Source organism: Ancylobacter sp. (genome assembly GCF_965229075.1).
In the GTDB taxonomy this organism is placed as follows: Bacteria; Pseudomonadota; Alphaproteobacteria; order Rhizobiales; family Xanthobacteraceae; genus Ancylobacter.
Window position 1 is genome coordinate 3,178,826 of record NZ_CBDDIO010000002.1, and the last position, 23,967, is coordinate 3,202,792.

The following is a 23,967-nucleotide window of genomic DNA, read 5'->3' on the forward strand; positions in this document are numbered from 1 at the left end:
GGGCGAGGGCGCGTTCAGATCGCGATGGGCGGGCCTGCGGCAGTGTCGTCCCGGGCCGGCGCACTCGGCGACCTGTCGCGCTTGGGCACCGGGGGGGCCGCTAGTCAGCCGAATTTGGTTTGTGAGGCCGTCTGCGAGCGGCGGCGGTGCCGTGGCGCGCCGCCGCTCCGCGGAAGCGCATCAGGCCGCCGGGAACGCGCGGGCGACGAGGCCGCGCCAGGCCTGTTGCGAGGCGAGGTGGAGGACGATGAGGTCCGTCCAGCCATTGGCATGGAAGGTCTGCAGCGTCGGGCCGGACAGCGCGCGGAACGCCGCTTCATCGACCAGGCGGAAGCCCTGGATCAGCTTCTCCGTTCCGTCCGGCAGGGTGACGCGGGCCTCGCGGCCGGTCAGCAGGTTTTCGGATTCGAGCGCGGCGGCGAAGGCGCGCGTGCGCTCATGCTCCACCGCATAGGCCTCGCAAAAGGCGATGGCGGCGGTCGCGACCTCGGTCGCCTTGCCGTCTTCGGCGAAGAGCGGGCGGGCGCCGTCGCGCACCGCGTCATTCGTCACGTGGGGGGCGGCAAGGTCCACGCCGAGCAGGATCGCTTCGCCTTCGCCCGGCGTCATGCCGATGAAGGGGTAGCGGCGCACATAGCTCGGCACATAATCGCCTTCCGTCCAGCCGCCTTCCGCACGCACGAACAGGTTCTGGCCCGCCGTGAGCCCGGTCACCGCCAGTGGCGCGGCGCCTTCATCGGTCGCGAACACGATGGGGTAGCTACGCTGGATGTGAACGAACTCGCTCGCCACCAGCGGGATCGCCGTCGCCGTCCGCGCGAAACCGAAATCCACGCCGTCGCGCAGACCGATCAGGCGATGGTCAGGGAAGCGCAGGAGCGCGGGGGAGCCGTAAAAGGGCGGAAGCCCGGGAGCAGGAATTGGCGTGCCGGCCGACATGGGAGGAGCTTTCGTGGAGAGGAAGCAGCGCCGCAGCCGGGCCGGCTGCGGCCTTCGGTGGGCAGGGATCAGGGCTTGAGGCTGGCGTCGAGCGCGGGCGCGAAACCCTTGAACGAGATCGGCAGGGTAACGGGACGCTGGGCGCCGTCCTGGAAGGTGAAGCTGCCGGCCTCGGCGGTGGTCTTCATGGCCTGCACCAGGGCGGCGTCGAGCTGGGCTTCGGCGACGCAGACCTGCGCGCAGCGCTTATACTCGAGATCGATCTCCTTGCCGTTTTCGCCGATCTTCAGCGATATTCCGGCCGGCAGCCATACGCCCTGCGGCACCTGGATGAGGATGATCATCGGCGACTTCGGGTCGGCGCGGCCGACGGCGATGGTGGCGACGAGGCCCTGGCCCTGCACCTGCAGCTTCTGGATCACTTCGCAGGCGCGGGGCTGGTCGGCCGGGGTGACGCAGCGCATCAGCCAGTCCTGATAGGTCGCCGTGGTCTCGGCCGGCTGCGCATCCCCCGCAGCGGCCGCAGGTGCCGGCGCCGCCGGGCGCGCGGCGGCGGGCGCCGCCGGGCGAGGTTGGGTGGCCTGGGCCGGTGTCGGGGCGGTGGTGGTCTGCTGCGCCTTAGCGGGCCCAGCGATGAGAGCGCCGGCCATCAGGGCGGCGCTGAGCATTTTCAGGCTCGCATGCATGTCTCTGCTCTTTCTTGAACGCGAGGGAAGGGATGTGAGCGGCGCCGGCCGCGGTTGCGGCACGGCGACGCCGTGTGAGGACGCCGTTTCGGCGGCGACGCGCGACGGCGGCTGGGACAGGTCTGCGGCATCCGGTCAGAACCTCACCGAGAACTGGGCGCTGAAGGCGTTCTGGCTCGCCTGCGCGGCGATCTGGCCAGCATAGTTTACCTGCAGAGTGACGGTATCCGACAGCCCATAGGCGAGGCCCGCGCCGACGATCAGCGTCTCCTGCGCGATCGGCACGCCCTGGATCTCGAAGGGGGTGGTGCCGGAGAGGAACCGCATCGTCGCCGTCGAGTCCGTGTCGCCGAAGGCGTGCTGCCAGCCCAGCGTCGCGCTCGGCGTCACGGTGCGACCGCCCCACTCGAAGGAGGTCGCCATCCGCGCGCCCACCGTGGAGTAGAACGTGTCCTGCCCGGCGACATCGACCGCCAGCCCCGCCGCGTTGAGCCAGCTTTCGCTGGCCGACCCACCAGCCACGCCGACATAGGCGAGACCGATGAAGGGCTCGATCTCGTAGCCGGCATAGGCCATGCGATAGCCGGCCTCGCCGAAGATCTGCGTGGTGCCGACCATGTAGCTCGCGCTCTCCTGTTCGGCGAAGCCGGGGAAGGCCACGTTCCGCTCCACGTCGATATCGTGCCAGCTGTAGGAGGCACCGCCGCGCAGGCCGAGGGCGCCGAATTGCGCGCCGAGATAGACGCCCAGATCGACATTGTCCATCGAGCCGGAAGAGGAGCGTCCATCGACGGCGAAGGTCGAGCGGCTGTAGCCCGTCACCACGCCGGCGCGCACATTCTCGGCGATGGCCGCGTCGACGCCGCCGAGGAAGCCGCCGATCGAGGAGGAGATGGTCGCCGCATTGCCATTGCCGAAGGCATCGCCCCAGGCACCGTAGCCCTGTGCCCACAACGTGGGGGCGAGTTCACGGCTGAGCGCCGCCGTGGCCGGGCCGGCCGCCTTGGCGGCGTAGCCGAGCGCGCTGCTGTCCGTGCTCATATCCGCCTGGCGCAGGCGGGCGCCGACCGCGTCGCGCAGATAGACGCTCTCCTGCTGGATCACGGTGTTGATCGACGGGTAGATCTCGCCGGTCAGCTGGTTCAGCGCCGGCGCCGCCGCGCTGTCGGGCAGCATCAGCAGCGCCTCGAACACCGCGTTGCCCTCGCCCAGCGCCTGCGCCGCCACCGCGACATGGGCCTGGTTGGGGGTGGTGGCGTAGTCGACGAATTCGGCGCCGCTATAGACGAGGTCGAGATAGACGTTGTGCAGGTCGTAGGTCAGCGTCGGCCGCAGGAAGGCGAAGTTCGAGCTGGCCGTGCCGAACTTGCCGGTCACGGTGCCTGACGTGGTCAGGATGGTGACCTGGCTCTTGCGGTCATAGGTGCCCGGCGTCGCCACTACCTTCACGCTCGCCCCGGACGAGAGCGTGACATTGCCGGAGGCGACGATGAGGTCATGCGCACCCTGCGGCGTCACATCGACGGAATAGATCGCGCCGCTATTGAAGGCCAGCGGTCCGTTGATGGTCAGCGTGCCCGGCGAATAGCCCGGCGCCACCACACCGCCGCTGTTGACGGTGAGACCGGCAATGGTTGCCGAGCCGCCCAGCACGCCGCCGGCATTCAGCACGAAGGTGGCCGCCGTCGTCGATCCCGCCACAAGCTTGGTCGTGGAATTCTGCAGCGTCACCTGACCCGCATAGGACGAGCCGAACACGGCCGTGCCGCCGCCGGTGAGGGTCAGCGTGCCGGTGCCGGTGATGGCGCCGGTGATGGTGTAGGTGTCGGAGCGGTTGAACACCAGATTGGCGTTGTTGACGATGTCGCCGGCGACTGACCCCGTTGTGCCGCCATTGCCGATCTGCAGCGTGCCGGCGGAAATGGTGGTGGTGCCGGTATAGGTGTTGTTCGCCGTCAGGATCAGCGTGCCGGTGCCGGTCTTCTCCAGATCGCCGCCGCCCGAGACGACTCCCGAGACGGTCAGCGTCTTGCCGCTGTCCACCGCGATCCTCGCGTCGGATGGCGAGGACAGCGCCGTCGACAGCACCACGCCGCCGGCGAAGGTGAAGGTGCCGCTGGCCTGCAGCGTCGCCCCGCGCTCGATGGTCAGTCCGCCCGTGCCCATGCTCTGTGCGGTGAGCGCGCGCAGCGTGCCCGCGCCGATGGTGGTGCCGCCGGCATAGCTGTTGGTGCCCGCGAGGGTGAGCACGCCCGAACCGTTCTGCGTCACCGTGCCGGTGCCGGAGATCGCCCCGGCGAAGCTGGTGTCGGCGGAGAGGTCGAACACCAGCGAGGCATTGTTGATGACATTGCCGAGGATCGAGCCGGTGGCGCCGCCATTGCCGATCTGCAGCGTGCCGGCGCTGATGGTGGTGCCGCCGGTGTGGCTGCTCGCGCCGGTGAGGATCAGCGTGCCGCGATCGGTCTTTTCCATGCCCACCGAGCCGGTGAGGGCGCTGGCGATGGTCGCCACCGTCGCGGCGCCCGCGTCGGTGCCGTCGCCGACGCGGATCGTCGCCTTCTCGGTGCCGGTCAGTTCGATCGATCCGCTGGTCACGAGATAGCCGCTGGTCACGAACTGCATGCCGCTGGTGCTGACCTGGCCGGAGCCATTGTCTACCGTCACCGTGCCGGCCGTGCCCTGGAACACGGCGAAGCCGCCATTCCAGGCCTGCGCGATGGTGCCCGACGCATTGCTCCAATTGGTCGTGGCGCCCGCCGTCCAGGTGCCCGTACCGCCGACGACCGTTTGCGCCGGCGTGGTGGTGGAGCCGTTCCAGAACTGGATCGATGCCCCCGCGCCCTCGACGACGAGATTCACCTCGCCCGCCACCGAGGTCTGCACCCCGCCCGCGAACCCGCCGGTGAGCGGCGCCACCACCATGCCATTGTCGGTGAGGCTGCCCGTATAGGTAATGAAGCGGTAGACGCCCGCGCCGAAGCCCGCTTCCTGGGTGACGTTCAGCGTGCCGTTCAGCGTCACATTGCCGTTCACGGTGAACACGTCGCCATCCGTGGTCAGGCCGAGCGCGATGTCCACATTGGCGCCGGCCTGGAGGTCGAGCCCGCCCATGGTCAGCGCGTCTGCCTGCGCTCCGGTGAGCGTGCCACCGGCGAGCACTTGGACGGTGCCCGCCACCGTGCCATCGCCCGAAAGCGTCGCCCCATTCTCCACCGTCGCGCCGCCGGCGACGCTGCCGGTGAGAGCCAGCGTGCCGCCGGAGACGGTGGTGGTGCCGGTATAGGTGTTGCTGCCGCTCAGCACCAGCGTGCCGGCGCCGGTCTTGCCGAAGCCGCCCGTGCCCGACAGCACGCCGGAGAAGCTGGTGGAGCTGTTGTCGCTGCCCGCCGTCAGGTTGGCCGCGTTCATCTTCACGCTGCCGGCGCCGCTCAGCGCGCCGAGCGCCTTGGTGCCGGTCATCTGCAGATCGAGGATCGCCCCCGCCGCCACCGTGACGGTGCTGCCGGCGGCCAGCGCCCCGGCCCCGTCCGCGACCAGCGTGCCGGCCTCGACCTGCAGCGTCGCCGCGCCATTGCTGCCGTTCAGGGTCAGCGTGCCCGCCCCCTGCTTGATCAGGCCGCCCGTGCCGGTGATCGAACCGGAGAAGGTGGTCGTCGTACCGTCGCCGCCGGCGGTGAGGACGTGGCTGCCGAGGGACAGCGTGCCGGCGCCGGCGAGCGAACCCACCGTCTCGTTGGCATCGCCGAGGGAGAGGGTCGCGCCGGCCTCGATGGTCAGGCGCGCGCCATCGGCCAGCGAGGCGCCGCCGCTGATAGCCAGAGTGCCGCCCGAAACGGTTGTGGCACCGGTGAAGCTGTTGGTCGCGGACAGGGTGAGGGTGCCGCCGCCCATCTGGGTCAGCGTGCCGGTGCCGGAGATGGCGCCGGCGAAGGTCACGTCGTCGGAGCGGTTGAAGACCAGCGCGGCGTTGTTGGTGATGTCGCCGGCGATCGCGCCTGACGTGCCGCCATTGCCGATCGAGAGCGTGCCGGCGGAGATGGTGGTCCCGCCGGTGTAGTCATTGCTGCCGGAGAGGATCAGCGTGCCGCTGCCCATCTGGGTCAGCGTGCCGGCGCCGGAAATGGCGCCCGCAAAGGTCACCTCATCGGTGCGGTTGAAGACGAGGCCCGCGCCGGAGGCGAGCACGACATCGCCGCCGATCGCGCCCGTGTTGCCGCCCGCGCCGATCTGCAGCGTGCCGCCGGTGACCGTGGTGCCGCCGGTATAGATGTTGGCGCCGGTGAGGATCAGCGTGCCGAGATCGGTCTTCTCAAGGCCGGTGGAGCCGGCGAGCACAGAGCCGATGGTCGCGCTGTCGCCGGCGCCGTCTTCGGTGCCATCACCGACGCGTACCGGCGTCTTGCCGGATGCCGCCGCCAGCGTGATGGTGCCATCGGAGACGGTGTAGCCATCGACCATGAACTGCAGGCCGATCGCCGACACCGTGCCGTCGACCGTCACCGTGCCGGCCGTGCCGGCGAAGGCGGCGAAGCCGCTGTTCCAGGCGCGCGACTGGTTGAGCGACGAGGTCAGCCAGTTGGTCTCCGACGGGCTCGCTGTCCAGGTGCCGTTGCCGCCCTGGATGGTGCCGTCCGCCGTGGTGGTGCTGCCGTTCCAGTACAGCATCTCGCCGCTCAGCACGGCAAGATTGACCTGACCCGGGGCAAGCTGGATCTCATAGGCGAAGTCGCTCGGCGTGGAGCCGAGCACCAGCCCGTTATTGGCCGCCAGCGTGGTGTAGTCGATGATGCGGTAGACGCCGACGGCCATCCCGCCGCCATTGGTCACGTTGAGCACGCCGTCGAGCGTCAGCGTGCCGGTGGAGACGACGCCGCCACTGCCCGGCGCGCCGAGCACGACATGGACATTGGCGCTGCCGGAGAGCACCAGCGCGCTCATGGAGAGGCCATAGGCGCCGGCCGTGGCGCCGGCGCCGGCGCGCAGCGTGCCGCCATTGGCGATGGTGACGGTGCCGGCGATGGTTCCGCCCGCCGTGCCGTCGGTCGCGCCTTGCAGCGTGGCGCCGGACTTCACCTCGACATCGCCGGCGAGGCTGACGCCGCCACCCAGCGCGAGCGTGCCGGCGGAGACCGTGGTGCCGGCGCCGGCGCTGTTGGCGCCGGTGAGGGTCAGCGTGCCGGCCCCGCGCTTGTCCAGCGCACCGGTGCCGGTGATGGTGCCGCCGGCCGTCAGGTCGTCGGAACGGTCGAAGACCAGCGTGCCGCTATTGGCGATCGCGCCGGCGATGGAGCCCGTGGTGCCGCCATCGCCGACCTGCAGCGTACCCGCCGAGACGGTGGTGCCGCCCTCATAGGTGTTGCTGCCGGTCAGCACCAGCGTGCCGGCGCCGGTCTTGGTGAGGCCATCCGTGCCGGCCAGGGTGACGGCGAGCGTGGCCGAGCCGTCGTCCACCTTGATGAAGGGGGCGCTGTCATCGGCCTGCTTGATCAGGGTGAGGGTCTGGTCGCCGCTGAGCTGATAGCCGCCCACCGCGAATTGCAGCCCGCTGGCGCTGATCGCGCTGCCGAGCGTCACCGTGCCGGCGGTGCCGTTGAAGATGGCGAGGCCGCCCTGGATCCAGGACGCGGCGATGGTGCCGTCGACATTGGACCAGTTGGCGTTGGCCGCGTTCCAGGTGCCGGCCCCGCCGGTGATGGTGCCGCTGCCGGCGGTGCCGGCGCCGTTCCACCATTGGGTGGAGACGCCGTCGACGATGGCGATCAGATTGACCTGGCCGGCCACCGAGGTCTGGATCACGCTGTTCGACAGCGAGGCGGGCACGCCTTCCAGCGCGAGGCCGTCGCCCTCCAGGGTGAGGGTGCCGGCATAGTCGATCAGCCGGTAGCTGCCGGCGGTGAAGCTGCCGCCGCCATTGACGGTGACGAGGCCGCCCGAGAGGGTGAGGTCGCCGGTGACCGTGATGCGGTCATTGAGCGTGCTGGCGGGATCGTTGGCCACGGCCAGGGTGAAGGCGAGGGTGGCACCGGAGCCGACGGAGAGATCGCCGCCGATGGACAGCTTGCCCGCGGTGCTGGCGGTGCCGGGCGTGAGGGTGGCGCCGGTGGCGAGGGTGACATTGCCGCCGATCGTGCCGCTGCCGGCGAGGGTGGCGCCGCTCGCCACCGAGGCCGCCCCGGCGACACTGCCGTCGACCTGCAGCGTGCCCGCCGAGACGGTGGTGCCGCCGGTGTAGTCGTTGGCGCCGGAGAGGATGAGCGTGCCGGCGCCGGTCTTGGTGAGGCCGCCCTCGCCGGTGACGACACCGGAGAGGGTGAGGGTGGTGGCGGTGTCGGTGTCGAACGTGCCGCCGCCGGCAAGCGTCACGCCGCGGGCGGAGGCGAGGGTCGCGGTCGTCGCCAGCGTGGCATTGGCGAGGGTGAGGCCGCCGTCCTCATCGCCGAGATTGGCGTCGTCCGAGATCGACAGCGTGCCCGCCGAGACGGTGGTGCCGCCCTCATAGGTATTGCTGCCGGTCAGCACCAGCGTGCCGGCGCCGGTCTTGGTGAGGCCGCTCGTCCCGGTGACGACGCCGGAGAGGGTGAGGGTGGTGGCGCTGTCGGTGTCGAACGTGCCGCCACCGGAGAGCGTCACGCCGCGCGCGGAGGTGAAGCTCGCGGTCGTCGCCAGCGTGGCATTGGCGAGGGTAAGCCCGCCGTCCTCGTCGCCGAGGTTCTCATCGGCGCCGATCGACAGCGTGCCGGCGGAAACCGTGGTGCCGCCCTCGTAGCTGTTGCTGCCGGTCAGCACCAGCGTGCCGGCGCCGGTCTTGGTGAGGCCCGCCGTGCCGGCCAGGGTGACGGCGAGCGTGGCCGAGCCGTCGTCCACCTTGATGAAGGGGGCGCTGTCATCAGCCTGCTTGATCAGGGTGAGGGTCTGGTCGCCGGTGAGCTGATAGCCGTCCACCGCGAATTGCAGCCCGCTGGCGCTGATCGCGCTGCCGAGCGTCACCGTGCCGGCGGTGCCGTTGAAGATGGCGAGGCCGCCCTGGATCCAGGACGCGGCGATGGTGCCGTCGACATTCGCCCAGTTGGCGTTGGCCGCGTTCCAGGTGCCGGCCCCGCCGGTGATGGTGCCGCTGCCGGCGGTGCCGGCGCCGTTCCACCATTGGGTGGAGACGCCGTCGACGATGGCGATCAGATTGACCTGGCCGGCCACCGAGGTCTGGATCACGCTGTTCGACAGCGAGGCGGGCACGCCTTCCAGCGTGAGGCCGTCGCCCTCCAGGGTGAGGGTGCCGGCATAGTCGATCAGCCGGTAGCTGCCGGCCGCGAAGCTGCCGCCGCCATTGACGGTGACGAGGCCGCCCGAGAGGGTGAGGTCGCCGGTGACATTGATGCGGTCATTGAGCGTGCTGTCGGGATCGTTGGCCACGGCCAGGGTGAAGGCCAGGGTGGCACCGGAGCCGACGGAGAGATCGCCGCCGATGGAGAGTTTGCCGGCGGTGCTGGCGGTGCCGGGCGTGAGGGTGGCGCCGGTGGCGAGGGTGACATTGCCGCCGATCGTGCCGCTGCCGGCGAGGGTGGCGCCGCTCGCCACCGAGGCCGCCCCGGCGACGCTGCCGTCGACCTGCAGCGTGCCCGCCGAGACCGTCGTGCCGCCGGTGTAGTCGTTGGTGCCGGAGAGGATAAGCGTGCCGGCGCCGGTCTTGGTGAGGCCGCTCGTCCCGGTGACGACGCCGGAGAGGGTGAGGGTTGTGCTCTCCGCCGTGCTGATCGTGCCGCCGCTGGCGAGCGTCACGCCGCGCGCGGAGGTGAAGCTGGCGGTCGTCGCCAGCGTGGCGGCATTGAGGGTGAGGCCGCCGTCCGCGTCACCGAGATTGGCGTCGGCCGAGATGGACAGCGTGCCGGCGGAGACGGTGGTGCCGCCCTCATAGGTGTTGCTGCCGGTCAGCACCAGCGTGCCGCTGCCCTTCTGGATGAGCGCGCCTGCGCCGGAAATGACGCCGCCGAAGCTCACCGTGTCGGTGCGGTAGAAGGCCAGGTTCGCCCCGGAGGCGACGGCGACATTGCCGAGAATGCGGCCGGACGTGCCGCCCGCGCCGATCTGCAGCGTGCCGGCGGACACGGTGGTGCCGCCGACATAGGTGTTGGTGCCGGAGAGCACCAGCGTGCCCGCGCCGGTCTTGGTGAGGCCGCGATGGCTGTCCGTGTTGCCGCCCGACACCACGCCGGTCAGCGTCAGCGTGGTCGCATCGGCGGTTGAGAACGTGCCGCCCGCCACGCCCAGCGACACGGCGCGGGCGGAGGCGAGGGTCGCGGTCGTCGCTAGCGTGCCGCCGGCGAGGGTAAGCAGCTTCGACGTATCGCCGAGCACCTCGTTCGCGGCGATTTGGAGCGTTCCGTAGACGGTGGTGGAACCGGTATAGTCGTTGCTCGTATTCGCGAGCACCAGCGTGCCGGCGCCGTCCACGATCAGCGCGCCGGTGCCCGAGACCTTGCCGGAGAGCGTGAGGACGGTGCCGCTATCCGGGGCGAAGGTGCCGGCATAGGTAAGTGTGACCGCGCGCTCCGAGGTGAAAGTCTCGGTTGTCTGCAAGGTGCCGAGGGCGAGGGTGAGGCCCCCCAGAGCGCCACCCGGTGTGCCACCGAGCGGGCCGCCCAGCGCGCTGTCGGCGGCGATCTGCACGATGCCTCCGTTGACGGCCGTGCCGCCCGTATAGCTATTGCCGGCCGAGAGGACCAGAATGCCCTGGCCCGAGGCGGTGAGCGCGCCGGTGCCGGCGATGACGCCGGTGAGGGTTAGCGTCTTGCCCTCGTCTGGGGCGAAGCTGCCGCTGCCGGTGAGGGTGATGGCGCGCGCGGAGGCGATGTCCTCCGTGGTCTGCAGCGTGCCGCCGGAAAGCGCGAGGGCGCCGCTTATGGCGCCGAGATTGCCGTCGTCGCTGATCGACAGCGTGCCGGCGGAAATGGTGGTGCCACCCTCATAGCTGTTGCTGGCGGTCAGCGTCAGGATGCCAGATCCCGCCTGCGTCACCGAGCCGGAGCCGGAGATCGTGTAGTCGAAGGTCACGTCATCGGAGCGGTTGAAGACGAGGGCGCCGTCATTGCTCACATCGCCGGAGATGTGGCCGGAGCTGCCGCCATTGCCGATCTGCAGCGTGCCCGCCGAAATGAACGTGCCCCCGCTATAGCTGTTCTCGCCGGTGAGGATCAGCGTGCCGCTGCCGGCCTGGGTCAGCGAGCCGTTGCCGGCAATCTCGCCGCCGAAGGTCAGTTCGTCGCTGCGGTTGAACACCAGGAAGGTGTTGGTCTCCAGGCTCACATTACCGACCAGGCTGCCGGAGGTGTTGCCATCGCCCACCTGCAGCGTGCCACCCATGACGGCGGTGCCGCCATCATGCGCGTCCTCGCCCGTCAGGATCAGCGTGCCATCGCCGGTCTTGGAATAGGACCCCGTGCCGGAAATGGCGCTGGTGAGCGTGAGGGTGAGGCCGGGGTCGATGTTGATGGTGCTGTTGCCGGTCACGGAGACCGCGCGGGCGGAGGTGATGTCCGCGACGATGGCGAGCGTGCCGCCATCGAGGGTGAGGCCGCCGGTGCTGGCGCCGAGATTGCCGTCCTCGGAGATCTGCAGGAGGCCGCCGGAGAGGATCGTGCCGCCGGAATAGCTGTTGAGGCTCGACGCCAGAACCAGCGTGCCCGCGCCCGCCATGGTGAGGCTGCCGTCGCCCGAGACCACGCCGGCGAGGGTGAGCACGGTGCCGACCGACGGGTTCACCGCGCTGTCGGCCGTCAACGACACGTTGGAGCTGTAGGTGAGCGAGGCCGTGGTGGCCAGCGTACCGCCGGCGAGGGTGAGGCCGCCCGTGCCGAGATTGTTCGCGGCGGCGATCGACAGCGTGCCGGCGGAGATGGTGGTGCCGCCGGAATAGGTGTTGGTGTTGGTCAGCACCAGCGTGCCGTAGCCGGTCTTGGTCAGGCTGCCGCCGCTGCCGGAAATGACGCCGGTGAGGGTGAGCGTCTTGCCGCTCGCGGGGGAAAGCGAGCCGCCCGAGCTCAACACGATCGACCGGGCGGACGTCATGTCCGCCGTCGTCGCCAGCGTGCCGCCCGACAGGGTGAGAGTGCCGTCCTCGTCGCCGAGCGCGGTGTCGGCACCGATGGAGAGCGTACCGGCGGAAATGACGGTGCCGCGAGTGTACGTGTTGGTGCCGGTGAGGACCAGCGTGCCCTCGCCGGACTTCACCAGCGCGCCGCCATAGTAAGGATCGTAATCGCCAATGGTGCCGGACAGGGTCAGCGTGGTGCCGGTGGCGGTGGCGAAGATGCCGTTGTCGATGAGTTGCACGTCGCGCGCGGAGGTAATGTCCGCCGTCGTCGCCAATGTGCCTCCCGTCAGGCGCAAAGAACCGCTGCTCGCGCCTAGATTGGCGTCGGACGCGATTTCCAGCGTTCCGGCGGCAATCTCGGTGCCGTCGGCATAGTCGTTGTCGCCGGTGAGGACGAGCGTGCCCGCACCGGAAATAACCAGATAACCCGCGCCGGTGATGTTGCCCTCGAGGGTCAGCGTCTCGCCGCCCGCCACGTCCAGATAGGCTACGCTCTCCACCGTCACCGCCCGGCCGGAGGTGAAGCCCGCGGTCACGGTCAGGTTGCCGTAGTCGAAGGTCAGCCCGCCGGTGGCGGCGCCGAGATTGGCATCGCTGCTCACCCGCACCGTGCCGATACTGATGATCGTGCCGCCGCTATAGCTGTTGTCGCCGGTGAGCGTCAGCGTGCTGTTGGCATTCTGCGTCACTGAGCCGCTGCCCGAGATCACGCCGGCATAGGTTGTGTCGTCGGAGCGGCTGAACACCAGCTTGGCATTGTTGAGGATGTCGCCGGTCACGGAGCCGGTGTCGCCGCCATCACCGATCTGCAGCGTGCCGGCGGCGATGGTGGTGCCGCCGCTGTAGCTGTTGTCGCCCGTGAGGATGAGCGTGCCGGCGCCGCTCTTGGTCAGCGCCCCCTCGCCGGAGAGAGTGCCGTCGAGCGTGAGGGACACCGCATCGTCCGTGGAAATGGTGCTGCTGGTGCCGTTGGTCAGTGTAACCGCGCGGCTCGAAGAGAACGTACCGGTTACGGACAGCGTGCCGCCGGAGAGGGTCAGGCCGGCGGAGTTGTTCCCGAGATTCTGGTTCGTGCCGATCTCGAGCGTTCCGGCCGCCACCGTGGTGCCGCCGCTATAGGTTTTGGTGTCCTCCAGAACCAGCGTACCGTCGCCGGTCTTGATCAGCCCGCCGCTGCCCGTAATGTTACCCGTCACGGTCAACGTCGTCCCGGCAGCCTGGGAGAAGGTGCCGGTGGCCGTGAGCGACACGGATCTGGTGAGGGTGAAAGTGCCCGTGGTGGCGAGGGTGCCGCCATTGAGCGTCAGCGAACCTGTGCCACCGAGATTGGTTCCCTGCGAGACCTGCAGCGTCCCGCCATTAATCGTCGTGCCGCCGGTATAGGTGTTTGTCCCGGTGAGGACGAGCGTGCCCGCGCCGGACTTCACCAGCGCGCCGCTGGAGATCACTCCGGAAAGGGTGAGCGTCGTAGCGGTGGCCGTGTTGATCGTGCCGGTGCCGGTGAGGGTGACGTTGCGGGTGGAACTGAAGGTGCCCGTCGTCGCCAGCGTGCCGCCGGAGAGCGTGAGCGCGCCGGTGCCGCCGAGATTGTCGTCGGCGCCGATCTGCAGCGTGCCGGCTAAGACCGTCGTGCCACCGGTGTAGGTGTTGCTGCCGGTCAGCACCAGCGTGCCGGCGCCGGTCTTGGTCAGGCCGCCATCGCCGGAGATCGTGCCGGACAGGGTGAGGGTCGTGTCCGCATCCGTGCTGAAGGTGCCGGCGCCGGTGAGCGTGACGCTGCGTCCCGAGGCGAAGGTGGCGGTGGTCTTGAGCGTGCCACCGTCGAAGGTCAGGTCGCCATAACCCAGCTTGTCTTCGCTGGACACCTGCAGCGTGCCGGCGTTCAGCTCGGTGCCGCCTTCATAGGTGTTGTCTTCGGTGAGAACCAGCGTGCCGGCACCGGCCACCACGAGCGCGCCGCTGCCCTCCAGAGAGCCGGTGAGGGTGAGCGTCGTCCCGCTCGCCACGGCGAAGACGCCATCGGCGGTAAAGTCGGCGCGGCGGTTCGAGGTGAAGGATGCCGTGGTGGCGAGCGAGCCGCCGGTGAAGATGAGCGCGCCGGACTCTCCGCCGAGATTGTCGTCGGCGCTGATCGAGAGCGTGCCGGCGGCGATTGTGGTGTCGCCGGTGACGTTGTCGTCGCCGGTGTAGCTGTTGGTGCCGGTGAGGATGAGCGTGCCGGCGCCGGTCTTGATCAGTCCGCCTATGCCGGAGATCTCACCGGAAAGGGTCAGCGTGGTGCCGGTCGCGGTGTCGAACGTGCCGGTGCCGGCGACATTCACGGTACGAGCGGAGGTGACGTCGTCCGTCGTCTGCAGCGTGCTGCTCTCGAGGAAAAGCCAGGCGGTGCTGGCGCCGAGATTGGCGTCGTCGCTGATCGAGATCGTGCCGGCATTAATCACGGTGGCGACACCATAGGTGTTGGTGCCGCTCAGCGTCAGCGTGCCGGTGCCGGCCTTGGCGAGTACTCCGTTGCCGGAGATAGTGCCGGAGAAGGTGGTGCTGCTATTGTCACCGCCGGCGGTGAGGCTTTGGTTGCCCACGGAAAGACTGCCCGCACCGGCCAGCGAGCCGACGACCTCGGCGGTCGCGAGCGTGACGCTGGCGCCCTCCTCGATGGTGAGGCGCGCCGTATCGGAGAGTGACGACCCGCCGCTCAGCGCCAGCGTGCCGGTGGCGACGGTGGTGGCGCCGGTGAAGCTGTTCTCGCCGGTGAGGCTCAGCGTGCCGGCGCCGGTCTTGGTCAGCGATCCGTCGCCGGAGATGGTGCCGGAGAGGGTCAGCGTGGTCGAGGCATTGGTGCTGAACGTGCCAGCGCCGGTGAGGGCGACGGCGCGGGCGGAACTGAAGGAGGCCGTCGTTTTGAGCGTGCCGCCGTCGAGGGTCAGCCCGCCCGACGCATCGCCCAGATTCGCATTCGCGCTCACCTGCAGCGTGCCGGCGGAGATCGTCGTGCCACCGCTATAGGTGTTGGTGCCGCTCAGCGTCAGCGTGCCGTCGCCGGCCTTGATGAGTGTGCCGCCGCCGGAGATCGTGCCGGAATAGGTGATATCATCGCTGCGGTCGAACGTAAGGATGGTGCCGCTGGCGAGGCTGACAGCGCCGGTGATGCTGCCGGTGCTGCCGCCATCGCCGATCTGCAGCGTGCCCGCCGAGACGGTGGTGCCGCCGGTGTAGTCGTTGGTGCCGGTGAGGATGAGCGTGCCGGCGCCGGTCTTGGTCAGGCTGCCGCTGTTTGAAATCTTGCCGGAAAGTGTAAGCGTTGTACCGGTGGATGTGGCGAAGGTGCCTGTTCCAGTGTTCAATGACACCGTGCGGGCGGAAGAGAACGTCCCCGTGGTCGCCAGCGTGCCGTTCGAGAACCCGATCCCAGAGCCGGCACCGAGGTTGGCGTCGGCCGACACCTGAAGCGTGCCGGTGGTTATGCTGGTGTCGCCCGTATAGGTGTTGGTCCCGGAGAGGACGAGCGTGCCGGCCCCGGCCATTCTGAGAGCGGTACCAGAGAGCACCCCGGAGAGCGTGAGCGTGGTACCGGCGGCCGGCCTAATGAAGCCGTTAGCGAGGGTCACCGCCCGGCCGGAACTGAAGCTTGCCGTGGTGACGAAGCTGGTGGTCGACCCGCTAATGGTAAGACTTCCTGCGGCGTCACCCAGATTTTCGTCGGCGGACACCTGCAGGGTTCCGGCCGAGATCGTCGTGCCGCCCGAATAGGTGTTGGTTCCCGTGAGGATGAGCGTTCCCGCGCCGGACTGGGTCAGCGATCCGAGGCCGGAAATCACGCCGCCGAGCGTCAGACTCATGCTGGTTGCCGGCGCGAACGCCCCGGCACCGTCGAGGGCCACCGCCCGGTTCAACGTGACCGTGGCCGACGCCGCGAGCTTGCCGCCGCCCGACAAGGTCAGGCCACCCGCATCATTGCCGAGATTGCCGTCCGAGGAGACCTGGACCGTGCCGGCCGATATGGCCGTCCCGCCCGAATAAGTGTTGTCGCCCGAAAGAATGACGGTGCCGGCGCCGGTCTGCGCCAAGGCCCCCGTCCCCGCGATCACCCCGGCCACGGTCAGCGTCGTGCTCGCGGCTGCGGCAAGGGCTCCCGTGCCGGTGACGGTGATGGCGCGGCTCGTCGAAAATGTCGCCGTGGTCGCAAGTGTGCCGCCCGCCAGGGTCAAGCCGCCGCTTGCGGCGCCAAGACGGCTGTTGCCACTGATGCTCACCGTGCCGGAGTTGATGGTTGTGCCGCCGGTATAGTCACTGGTCGCCGAGCCGAGAACGAGGGTCCCGGCGCCTGACATGATCAGTGCGCCCGACCCGCTGATCTTTCCGTTCCACGTCAGGGTCGTGTCAGATGCCGGTGCGAATGTGCCGCTGCTGCCGGAAGACAGGGTGGTGTTGCGCGTATTGGTGAAGGTTTCCGTGACGGCCAGCGTTCCGCCCGAGAAGGTGACGATTCCACTGCCACCAAGGCCGCTGTTCGCCGCAATCTGGACCGTGCCGCCCGCGATGGTGGTCCCGCCGGTATAGGTATTAACGCCGGAGAGGACGAGCGTGCCTGGGCCGGTCTTGGTGAGGGCGCCGCTGCTGGAGAGCACGCCCGACAGGGTCAGCGTGGTGCCGGTGGCGACGGAAACAGAGGAGCTGCTGGCAAGGGTTACATTCGGGGTGAAACTGAACGTGCCTGTGGTGGAGAGGGTACCGCCACCGAGGGTCAGTATGCCGGTTCCAAGCGCCGTATTGCTCGCCACCTCCAAGATACCGCCCGAAATGGTGGTGCCGCCGGTGTAGGTGTTGCTGCCCGACAGCACCAGCGTGCCGGCGCCGGTCTTGGTCAGGCCGCCATCGCCGGAGATCTCGCCGGACAGGGTGAGCGTGGTGTCGGCGTCCGTGCTGAAGGTGCCGGCGCCGGTAAGCGTGACGCTGCGTCCCGAGGCGAAGGTTGCAGTGGTCTTGAGCGTGCCGCCATTGAAGGTCAGGCCGCCCTCGCCGTCGCCGAGATTGTCGTCGGCACCGATCTGCAGCGTGCCGGCGGATAGGGTCGTTCCGCCCGAATAGGTATTGGTGCCGGTGAGGACCAGGGTGCCCGCGCCGCTCTTGGTCAGGACGCCGTCGTCGCCGGCGATGACACCGGAGAGAGTCAGCGTGGTGTTGGCGCTGGTGGAGAACGTGCCGGCGCTGTCGAGCGTGATGCCGCGCGCCGAGGCGATGTCCGCCGTGGTCGCCAGCGTGCCTCCGGCGAAGGTGAGGCCGCCCGTGTTCTTGCCGAGATTGGCGTCGTTGCTGATCTGCACCGTGCCGGCTCGGACCGTGGTGCCGCCCTCATAGGTATTGGTGCCGGACAGCACCAGCGTGCCGGCGCCGGACTTGATGAGCGCACCGGTGCCGTCCACCGTGCCGGTTAGGGCGAGGGTGACCGAGGACTGGGCAAAGAACGTGCCGCCATCCGCGCCGAGATGGAAGGTGCGGGTACTGGTGAAGGAGGCGGTGGAGGCGAGGGTGCCGCCGGAAAGCGTCACCGCCCCCGCCGCGTCGCCCATATTGGCCTCGTTCGCCACCGACAGCGTGCCGGCGGTGACGGAGATGCCGCCGGTGAACGTATTGACGCCGGTGAGGGTCAGCGTGCCAGCGCCGATCTTGGAAATCCCGCCGCCGCCGGACAGGATGCCGGAGAAGGTCGCGCCAAAGCCATTGGTGTCAATGCTGGTGGTGACGTTATCGACCAGCGTCGCGTTCACCGCCGTGGCGATGGAATTGTCGATGATCTGGATCCCGCCGCCGCCGAGATTGAAAGTGGCGGTGCCGGTTGGGCTGCTGGCGCCAAACCGGGTCCTGAGATCGCCGCCGAGCTGGAACACGCCGCCATTGAGGTCGTAGCGGCCATTGCCATAGGCGGAGAGGTAGAAGGTCGTGCCGGTGCGCACGCTGAAGGTGCCGCCGGTCTGGGTGATGGTGCCGGTGCTCTGGCCGCTGGTGGCGCCGGGCTCGCGATTGCCGAGGATCAGCGTGCCGCCACCGAACACGCCGGTGGTCAGTTCGACGAAGGCGGTGCCACTGATGTTGAGCGTGCCGCTGCCGGCGGGGTTGGAGCCCGAGTTGCGGCCGATATTGTTGAGGCCGCCCTGGATGCTGAGCGTGCCGGCGCTGATGTTGTAGGTGCCGGTGCCGCCCTGATTGCCGATATTGATCGAGGCGCAGTTGGCGCTGATCCCGCAGGTGGCGGCGATGTTGAGCGTGCCGCCGGTCTGGTTGACCGTGCCCGTGCCGCCCCAGTCGCCGATTTGCAGGCCGACGCCGACATTCAACGTGCCACCGGAAATCGCCAGTGTGCCGGTATTCGCCGTGCCGTAGGTGGTGGCCGTGCCCACCGAGAGATAATCGACCGCCGTGGTGCCGCTGCTGATGGCGAGGCCGCCGCCGAGCACATAGGCTTCGCCGCCGGCAATGGTGGCGCCGTCGAGGGTGAGCGTGCCGGTGCCGGCCTTGGTGAAGGTGCCGCGGGCGGCGCTTCCCCAGGCTGTGCCGGTGTTGGTGATCGTGCCGGAGAAGGCAGTATTGGTGTTGTCGAGGCCGACGATGAGCGCGTTCGTCCCCATCGTCACCGTGCCGCCGCCGGCGAGCGAGCCGATGATGAGCTGGACGGCGGAGAGCTTGAACGTCGCGCCGCTGGCCACGGTGAGCGCGGTGCTGGTGGACAGCGCGCTGGTGGAGCCGGCGGTGAGGGTGCCGGCGGCCACATTGGTGGCGCCGGTGAAGCTGTTGGACCCGCTGAGCACCAGCGTGCCGTCGCCGGCCTTCGTCAGCCCGCCATCGCCGGAGATGTTGCCGCTAAGCGTTGTCGAGCCCGAGCCGACGTTCACCGTGCCGGTGAAGCCGTCGCCAATAGCGATGGCGTTGGCGAGCGAGGCTACGCCGGTGACGTCGAGCGTCGCGTCGCCGCCGAAATTCACCCTGCCGGCGCCGAGGGCCGTGCTGGACCCGATCGCCAGCGTGCCGACATAGAGATAGGTGCCGCTGGAATAGGTGTTGGTGCCGTTCAGAACCAGCGTGCCCTGCCCGTTTTTCAGCAGATAGGTGCTGCCCGAGATGTCGCCGTTGAGTGTGAGCGTGGTGCCGGTCGCGGTGTTGAAGGTTCCGAGCGAGGACAGGACGATGTCGCGGTCGGAGCTGAAAGTGGCGGTCGTCGCCAGCGTGGCGCCAGTGAGCGTCAGGCCGCCCGCCGTGTCGCCGAGATTGGCGTCGGAGCCGATTTTCAGCGTCCCGCCGGAAACCAGCGTGCCGCCGGAATAGGTGTTGGTGCCGGTGAGTTGGAGCGTGCCCGTGCCGCTCGCTTCCAGCGTGCCGTCGCCCGACACCACGCCGCTCAGGATCAGTGTCTGGCCGCTATTGACCTTGATGATGCCAGAGGTGCTCGCATCGATGGCGACCGTGCGGTCGGTGGTGAAGCCCTGTGTGACCTTCAGGGTACCGCCGGAGAAGGTGAGCCCGCCAGTCACCGCGCCGAGATTGGCGTTCTCCGAGATTTCCAGCGTGCCGCTGACAAGGCGCGTGCCGCCCTCATAGAGGTTTTGGGCGGTGAGCGTGACGGTCCCGTAACCCTGGACCGACAGCGCGCCGGTGCCGGAGATCACGCCTGCGGCGGTGAGCTGCACGTCGACGAAGGCGCCGAGCCCACCCACGCCGGTAACGGTGATCGCCCGTTCCGTGGTGAAGCTCTCCGCCGCGCCCAGCGTGCCGCCGCTCAGTGTGACCCCGCCAGCCCCGTCGCCGAGCTTCTCGTCGCCGGTGACCAGCAGAATGCCGCCCTGAACTTCCGTTCCGCCCTGATAGGAATTGTCGGAACCGAGGATGAGGTTGCCCGTCCCCGTCTTCACCAGCTTGCCAGTCCCCGAGATGGTCCCGCCCAGCCCGAGGCCGACGCCGGCGCCTTCGGTGGCGAAGGTGCCAGTACCGGCAAGGGTGACATCCCGGTTGATGGTGCCGCCGTTCATCGCCAGCGTTCCGCCCACCATTGTGAGCGTGCTGTCGCCATCGCCCAGATTGGCGTCGCTCGCCACTGAGACGGTGCCGCCCGTGATAAACAGCCCGCCTGTAAACGTGTTGGTGCCGGTGAGGGTGAGCGTCCCGTCGCCGGTCTTGACGAGCGCGCCATCGCCGGAAAGCACGCCGGACCAGGTGGCGCCGAAGCCGTTGGTGTCGATGGTGCTGGTCGTATCCACCACCAGCGTCGCGTTCACCGAAGTGTTGAGGTCGGCGCCAATGACCTGGATCGTGCCGCCGCCCAGATTGAATTCATAGGTGCCGGCGCCACCGGTGTAATTGCCCACCAGCCCGTCGCTGCCGCCCACCTGCAGCGTGCCGCCAAGCAGATCGTAGCGTCCGGCGCCAGAGGCCGAGAGATAGAGGTGCGAGCCCTCCGAAACCGTCAGCGTGCCGCCGGTCTGGGTGATCGTGCCGGTGCCGTTATTGGTCGCGCCTACGCTGCGGTTGCCGAGCACCAGGCTCGCCGCCCCGTTCGCATCCGTCTGCAGGACGACGACGGCCGTGCCGCTGATGTTGAGCGTGCCCGTGCTCTCCGGGCGTGAGCCGGTGCTGCGGCCGAGATTATGGAGCCCGCCGACGAGATTGAGCGTGCCGGCAGAGATGTTGTAGGTGCCGGTGCCGCCCTGATTGCCGATGTTGAGGCTGGCGCAGCGGCTGAGGTCACCGCAGCTGGCCTGCACGTTCACGGTGCCGCCGGTCTGGTTGACCGTGCCGGTACCGCCCCAGTCGCCGACCTGCAGCGCGACGCCGATATTGAGCGTGCCGCCGGTGACGGTGAGGGTGCCGGTGTTCCCCGTGCCGGACGTCGTGCCGGAGCCCACCGCGAGATAATCGATCGCGGTCGTGCCGCTGCCGATAGCGATCGAGCCTCCTTCGATATAGGCCTCGCCGCCGGTGATGGTGGCGCTCGTCAGCGTCAGGACGCCGCTGCCCTTCTTGCTGAACGTGCCGTAGGAGCTGTCCCAGCCATTGCCGGTATTGGTGATGGTGCCGCTGAAGGTGCTGTCGGTGGCGGAGTCGAGGGTCAGCCGGTAGGTGTTGGTGGTTACCGTGCCGCCGCCGCTCAGGCCGGCGACGGTCTGGCTCGCGGTGAGGTTCAGCGTCGCGCCGTCGGCGATGCTGACCGCCGCGCTGCTGAAGAGCGCGCCCGCCGCTCCGGCGGTGAGGGTGCCCTCCGTGATCGTCAGCGGGCTGGAAGAACTGTTGGCGCCGGTGAGGACCAGCGTGCCGGCACCTGTCTTCGTCAGCGCACCTGCGCCGGAAATCGAGCCGGCAAGCGTTGCCGAACCGGAAGCGACATCGAGCGTCGCCGTAACGCCGGTGTTGACGACAAGAGCGTTCGCCACGCTGGTGCCGCTGGCAAGGGCCAGCGTCGTGTCGGCCGTGACCGTCGTCGCCCCGCTGCCGAGCGCGCCATCCGCGCCGATCTGCAGCGTGCCGGCGGAGACCGTGGTGCCGCCGGTATAGGTGTTGGTCCCGGAAAGGACGAGCGTGCCCGCGCCGGACTTCACCAGCGCGCCGCCCGAGATCACCCCGGAAAGGGTGAGGGTGGTGCCGGTGGCCGTGCCGAAGGTGCCGGTGCCGGTGAGCGTGACATTGCGGCTGGAACTGAAGGTCGCCGTGCTGGCCAGTGTGCCGCCGGCCAGGGTGAGCGTGCCGGTACCCAGGTTGTCGTTGGCGCTCACCTGCAGCGTACCGGCCGTCACGGAGGTGCCGCCGCTATAGGTGTTGGTGCCGGTGAGGATCAGCGTGCCGGTGCCCGCCTGCGTTACCGAGCCGCTGCCGGAAATCTCGCTGGCAAAAGTGAAGCTGTCGGAGCGGTTGAACACCAGCGCCGCGTTGTTGGTGACATCGCCGGCCAGGCTGCCCGTGGCGCCGCCTGCCCCGATCTGCAGCGTGCCGCCCGAGATGGTCGTGCCGCCGCTATGCGTATCGGCGGCCGCCAGGACCAGCGTGCCCGCGCCGGCCTTCTGATAGGAGCCGGTGCCGGAAACGCTGCCCGTGAGGGTCAGGGTCAGGCCGGTGTCGACGTTGAGAACGCTGCTGCCGACCGCCGAGAAGCTGCGGGCGGAACTGATGGAGTTAGCAACGATGGCCAGGGTGCCGCCGTCGAGGGTGACGCTGCCAGCGGCGTCGCCCAGATTGCCATCGCTGGAAATCTGCAGGGTGCCGCCGCCGGAAAGGATCGTGCCGCCGGCATAGGTGTTGGCGCCGGAGAGCACTAGCCTTCCCGCGCCGGCCATGTTGAGCGAGCCGGCGCCGGAGACGATCCCGGACAGGGTGAGCGTTGTGCTGGCGGCAGGGTTGAAGGAACTGCTGCCGGTGAGGGAGACCCCGCTGGCATAGGTCAGGGTCTGGGTGCTGGCCAGCGTGGCGGTGCCGAGGGCGAGGCTACCGGTGCCGAGATTGCCGGCGCTGGAAATCTCCAGCACGCCGCTCGCGACGGTGGTGCCACCCCCATAGGTATTTGCTCCCGAAAGCACCAGCGTGCCGCTGCCGGCCTTGATGAGCGCGCCCGTGCCGGTGACCGTGCCGGAGAGGGTGAGCGTGGTGCCGATCGAGGGCGAGATCGTGCCCGTGCCCGTGAGGGTGATGCCGCGCGCCGAGGCGAAGGTGGCCGTGCTGGCCAGCGTGCCGCCGGAGAGGGTGAGCCCGCCTGACGCGTCGCCGAGCGCGCTATCTGCCCCGATCTGCAGCGTGCCGGCAGAGACTGTCGTGCCGCCCGCATAGGTGTTGACGGCTGAAAGGGTGAGGGTGCCGGTGCCGGTCTTGGTCAGCGAGCCGCTGCCCGAAAGCACGCCGGAGAGGGTGGCGCTGTTGCCGTTGGTGTCGACGGTCGCTGTCGCGCCCGTCTTCAGCGTCATGGCGTTCGACGTGGTCAGCGTCGAGCCGACCTTCAGCGTGCCATTGCCGAAATTGAACGCGCCGGTGCCGCGAATGCCATTCGTACCGCCGACCGTGAAGGTGCCGCCATCGAGGTTAAACGTGCCGGTGCCGGAACCGAAGGAGAGATAGCTGCCGCCCGAAAGCGTCAGCGTGCCGCCGGTCAGATTGACCGTGCCGGTGGCGCCGGAGACGCTGGCGAGAATGAGGGTGGTGGCCACATTCGCTGCGCCACCTGAAATATTGAACGTACCCGTGCCGCCGGAGGACGCGCCGAAGATGATCTGCGGGGAACCGCCGACATTCTGTACCGTGAGCGTACCGGCGGAGAGGTTATAGGTGCCGGTGCCGCCGGTGCCGTAATTGCTGACATCGCTGCCGAAGCGGATGGGATTGGCGAGCGCCAGCGTGACGACCGAACTGGCGCCATTCTGGGTGATGGTGCCCGAACCCTTGGAATCGCCGACATAGAGCTGACCCCCGGCGAAGCTGCCGGTGGTGATCGAGAACTGGGCACTGTCGGAAATGGTCAGCGTGCCCGTTGAGGCGGTTCCGGTGCCGCCGGCGCCGGACGTACGGGAGCCGATATAGGCGGTCATGCCGCCGGAGCTGGCATCGAAGACCGCGTCGCCCGACAGGGCATAGGTGCCCGTTCCACCCTGCGTGCCAAGATCGAGGCTGCCGGCGCTGCTGAAGCGCACCACGCCGCTCGATTGGTTGAACGAACCCGTCACGCCCGCGCCCCGCCCGATGGCGAGGCCGCCATAGTTCAGGCTGCCGGCATTGGCGACATAGAGCAGTTCGCCACCCGTCATGTTGACGGTGCCGGTGCCGCCGGTGGTGTTCGAGTCGCCACCACCTACCCAGATGCGGCCAATCGACGCTCCCGGTGCGGTGCTGGTGTCGGCCAGGTTCACCTGGATCGTGCCGCCGGAAATGTTCAGCGTGCCGGTGCCGCCATTGCCGATCTCGAGGCGGCCCAGCGGACTGCCGCTGGTGGTGTTGAGCGTGAGGGCCGAGCCGGACTGCAGCGTAAGCGTCGCTGTCCCATCAGCCGTGCCGATGTCGAAGGGCGAGGTGTTGAACGTCAGGTTCAGTGTAGTGCCGGCACGCGGTAGCGTCCACGCCGGCTTGGCGACGAAGGTACCGCCGCCCTGGGCGGTGATGTTGTCCGGCTGGCCGGTGGCAATGGCCGCATCGACGGCCGCCGCGAAACCGCTCTGGTCGGTGACGATAACGCTGTCTGCGCGGGCCTCGCCCGTGGGGGCAACATGCGCCAGCACGGATAGCGCGGCA

3 protein-coding genes are annotated in these 23,967 nt (G+C 69.0%); all 3 read right to left on the reverse strand.

Translation table 11 applies throughout. The annotated features are described in order from the left end of the window. Positions 1 to 180: 180 nt before the first annotated feature. Positions 181 to 939, reverse strand: coding sequence for a SapC family protein (locus ACO07Z_RS20905; protein ID WP_421700461.1), 759 nt, complete (start codon positions 937 to 939; stop codon positions 181 to 183). A gap of 68 nt (positions 940 to 1,007) precedes the next feature. After that, complete coding sequence (locus ACO07Z_RS20910; protein ID WP_421700462.1) at positions 1,008 to 1,625, reverse strand: invasion associated locus B family protein; 618 nt, start codon at positions 1,623 to 1,625, stop codon at positions 1,008 to 1,010. 135 nt (positions 1,626 to 1,760) lie between these two features. Further along, positions 1,761 to 23,954, reverse strand: a complete 22,194-nt coding sequence (locus tag ACO07Z_RS20915) for an autotransporter-associated beta strand repeat-containing protein (protein WP_421700463.1) — start codon at positions 23,952 to 23,954, stop codon at positions 1,761 to 1,763. Positions 23,955 to 23,967 lie beyond the last annotated feature (13 nt).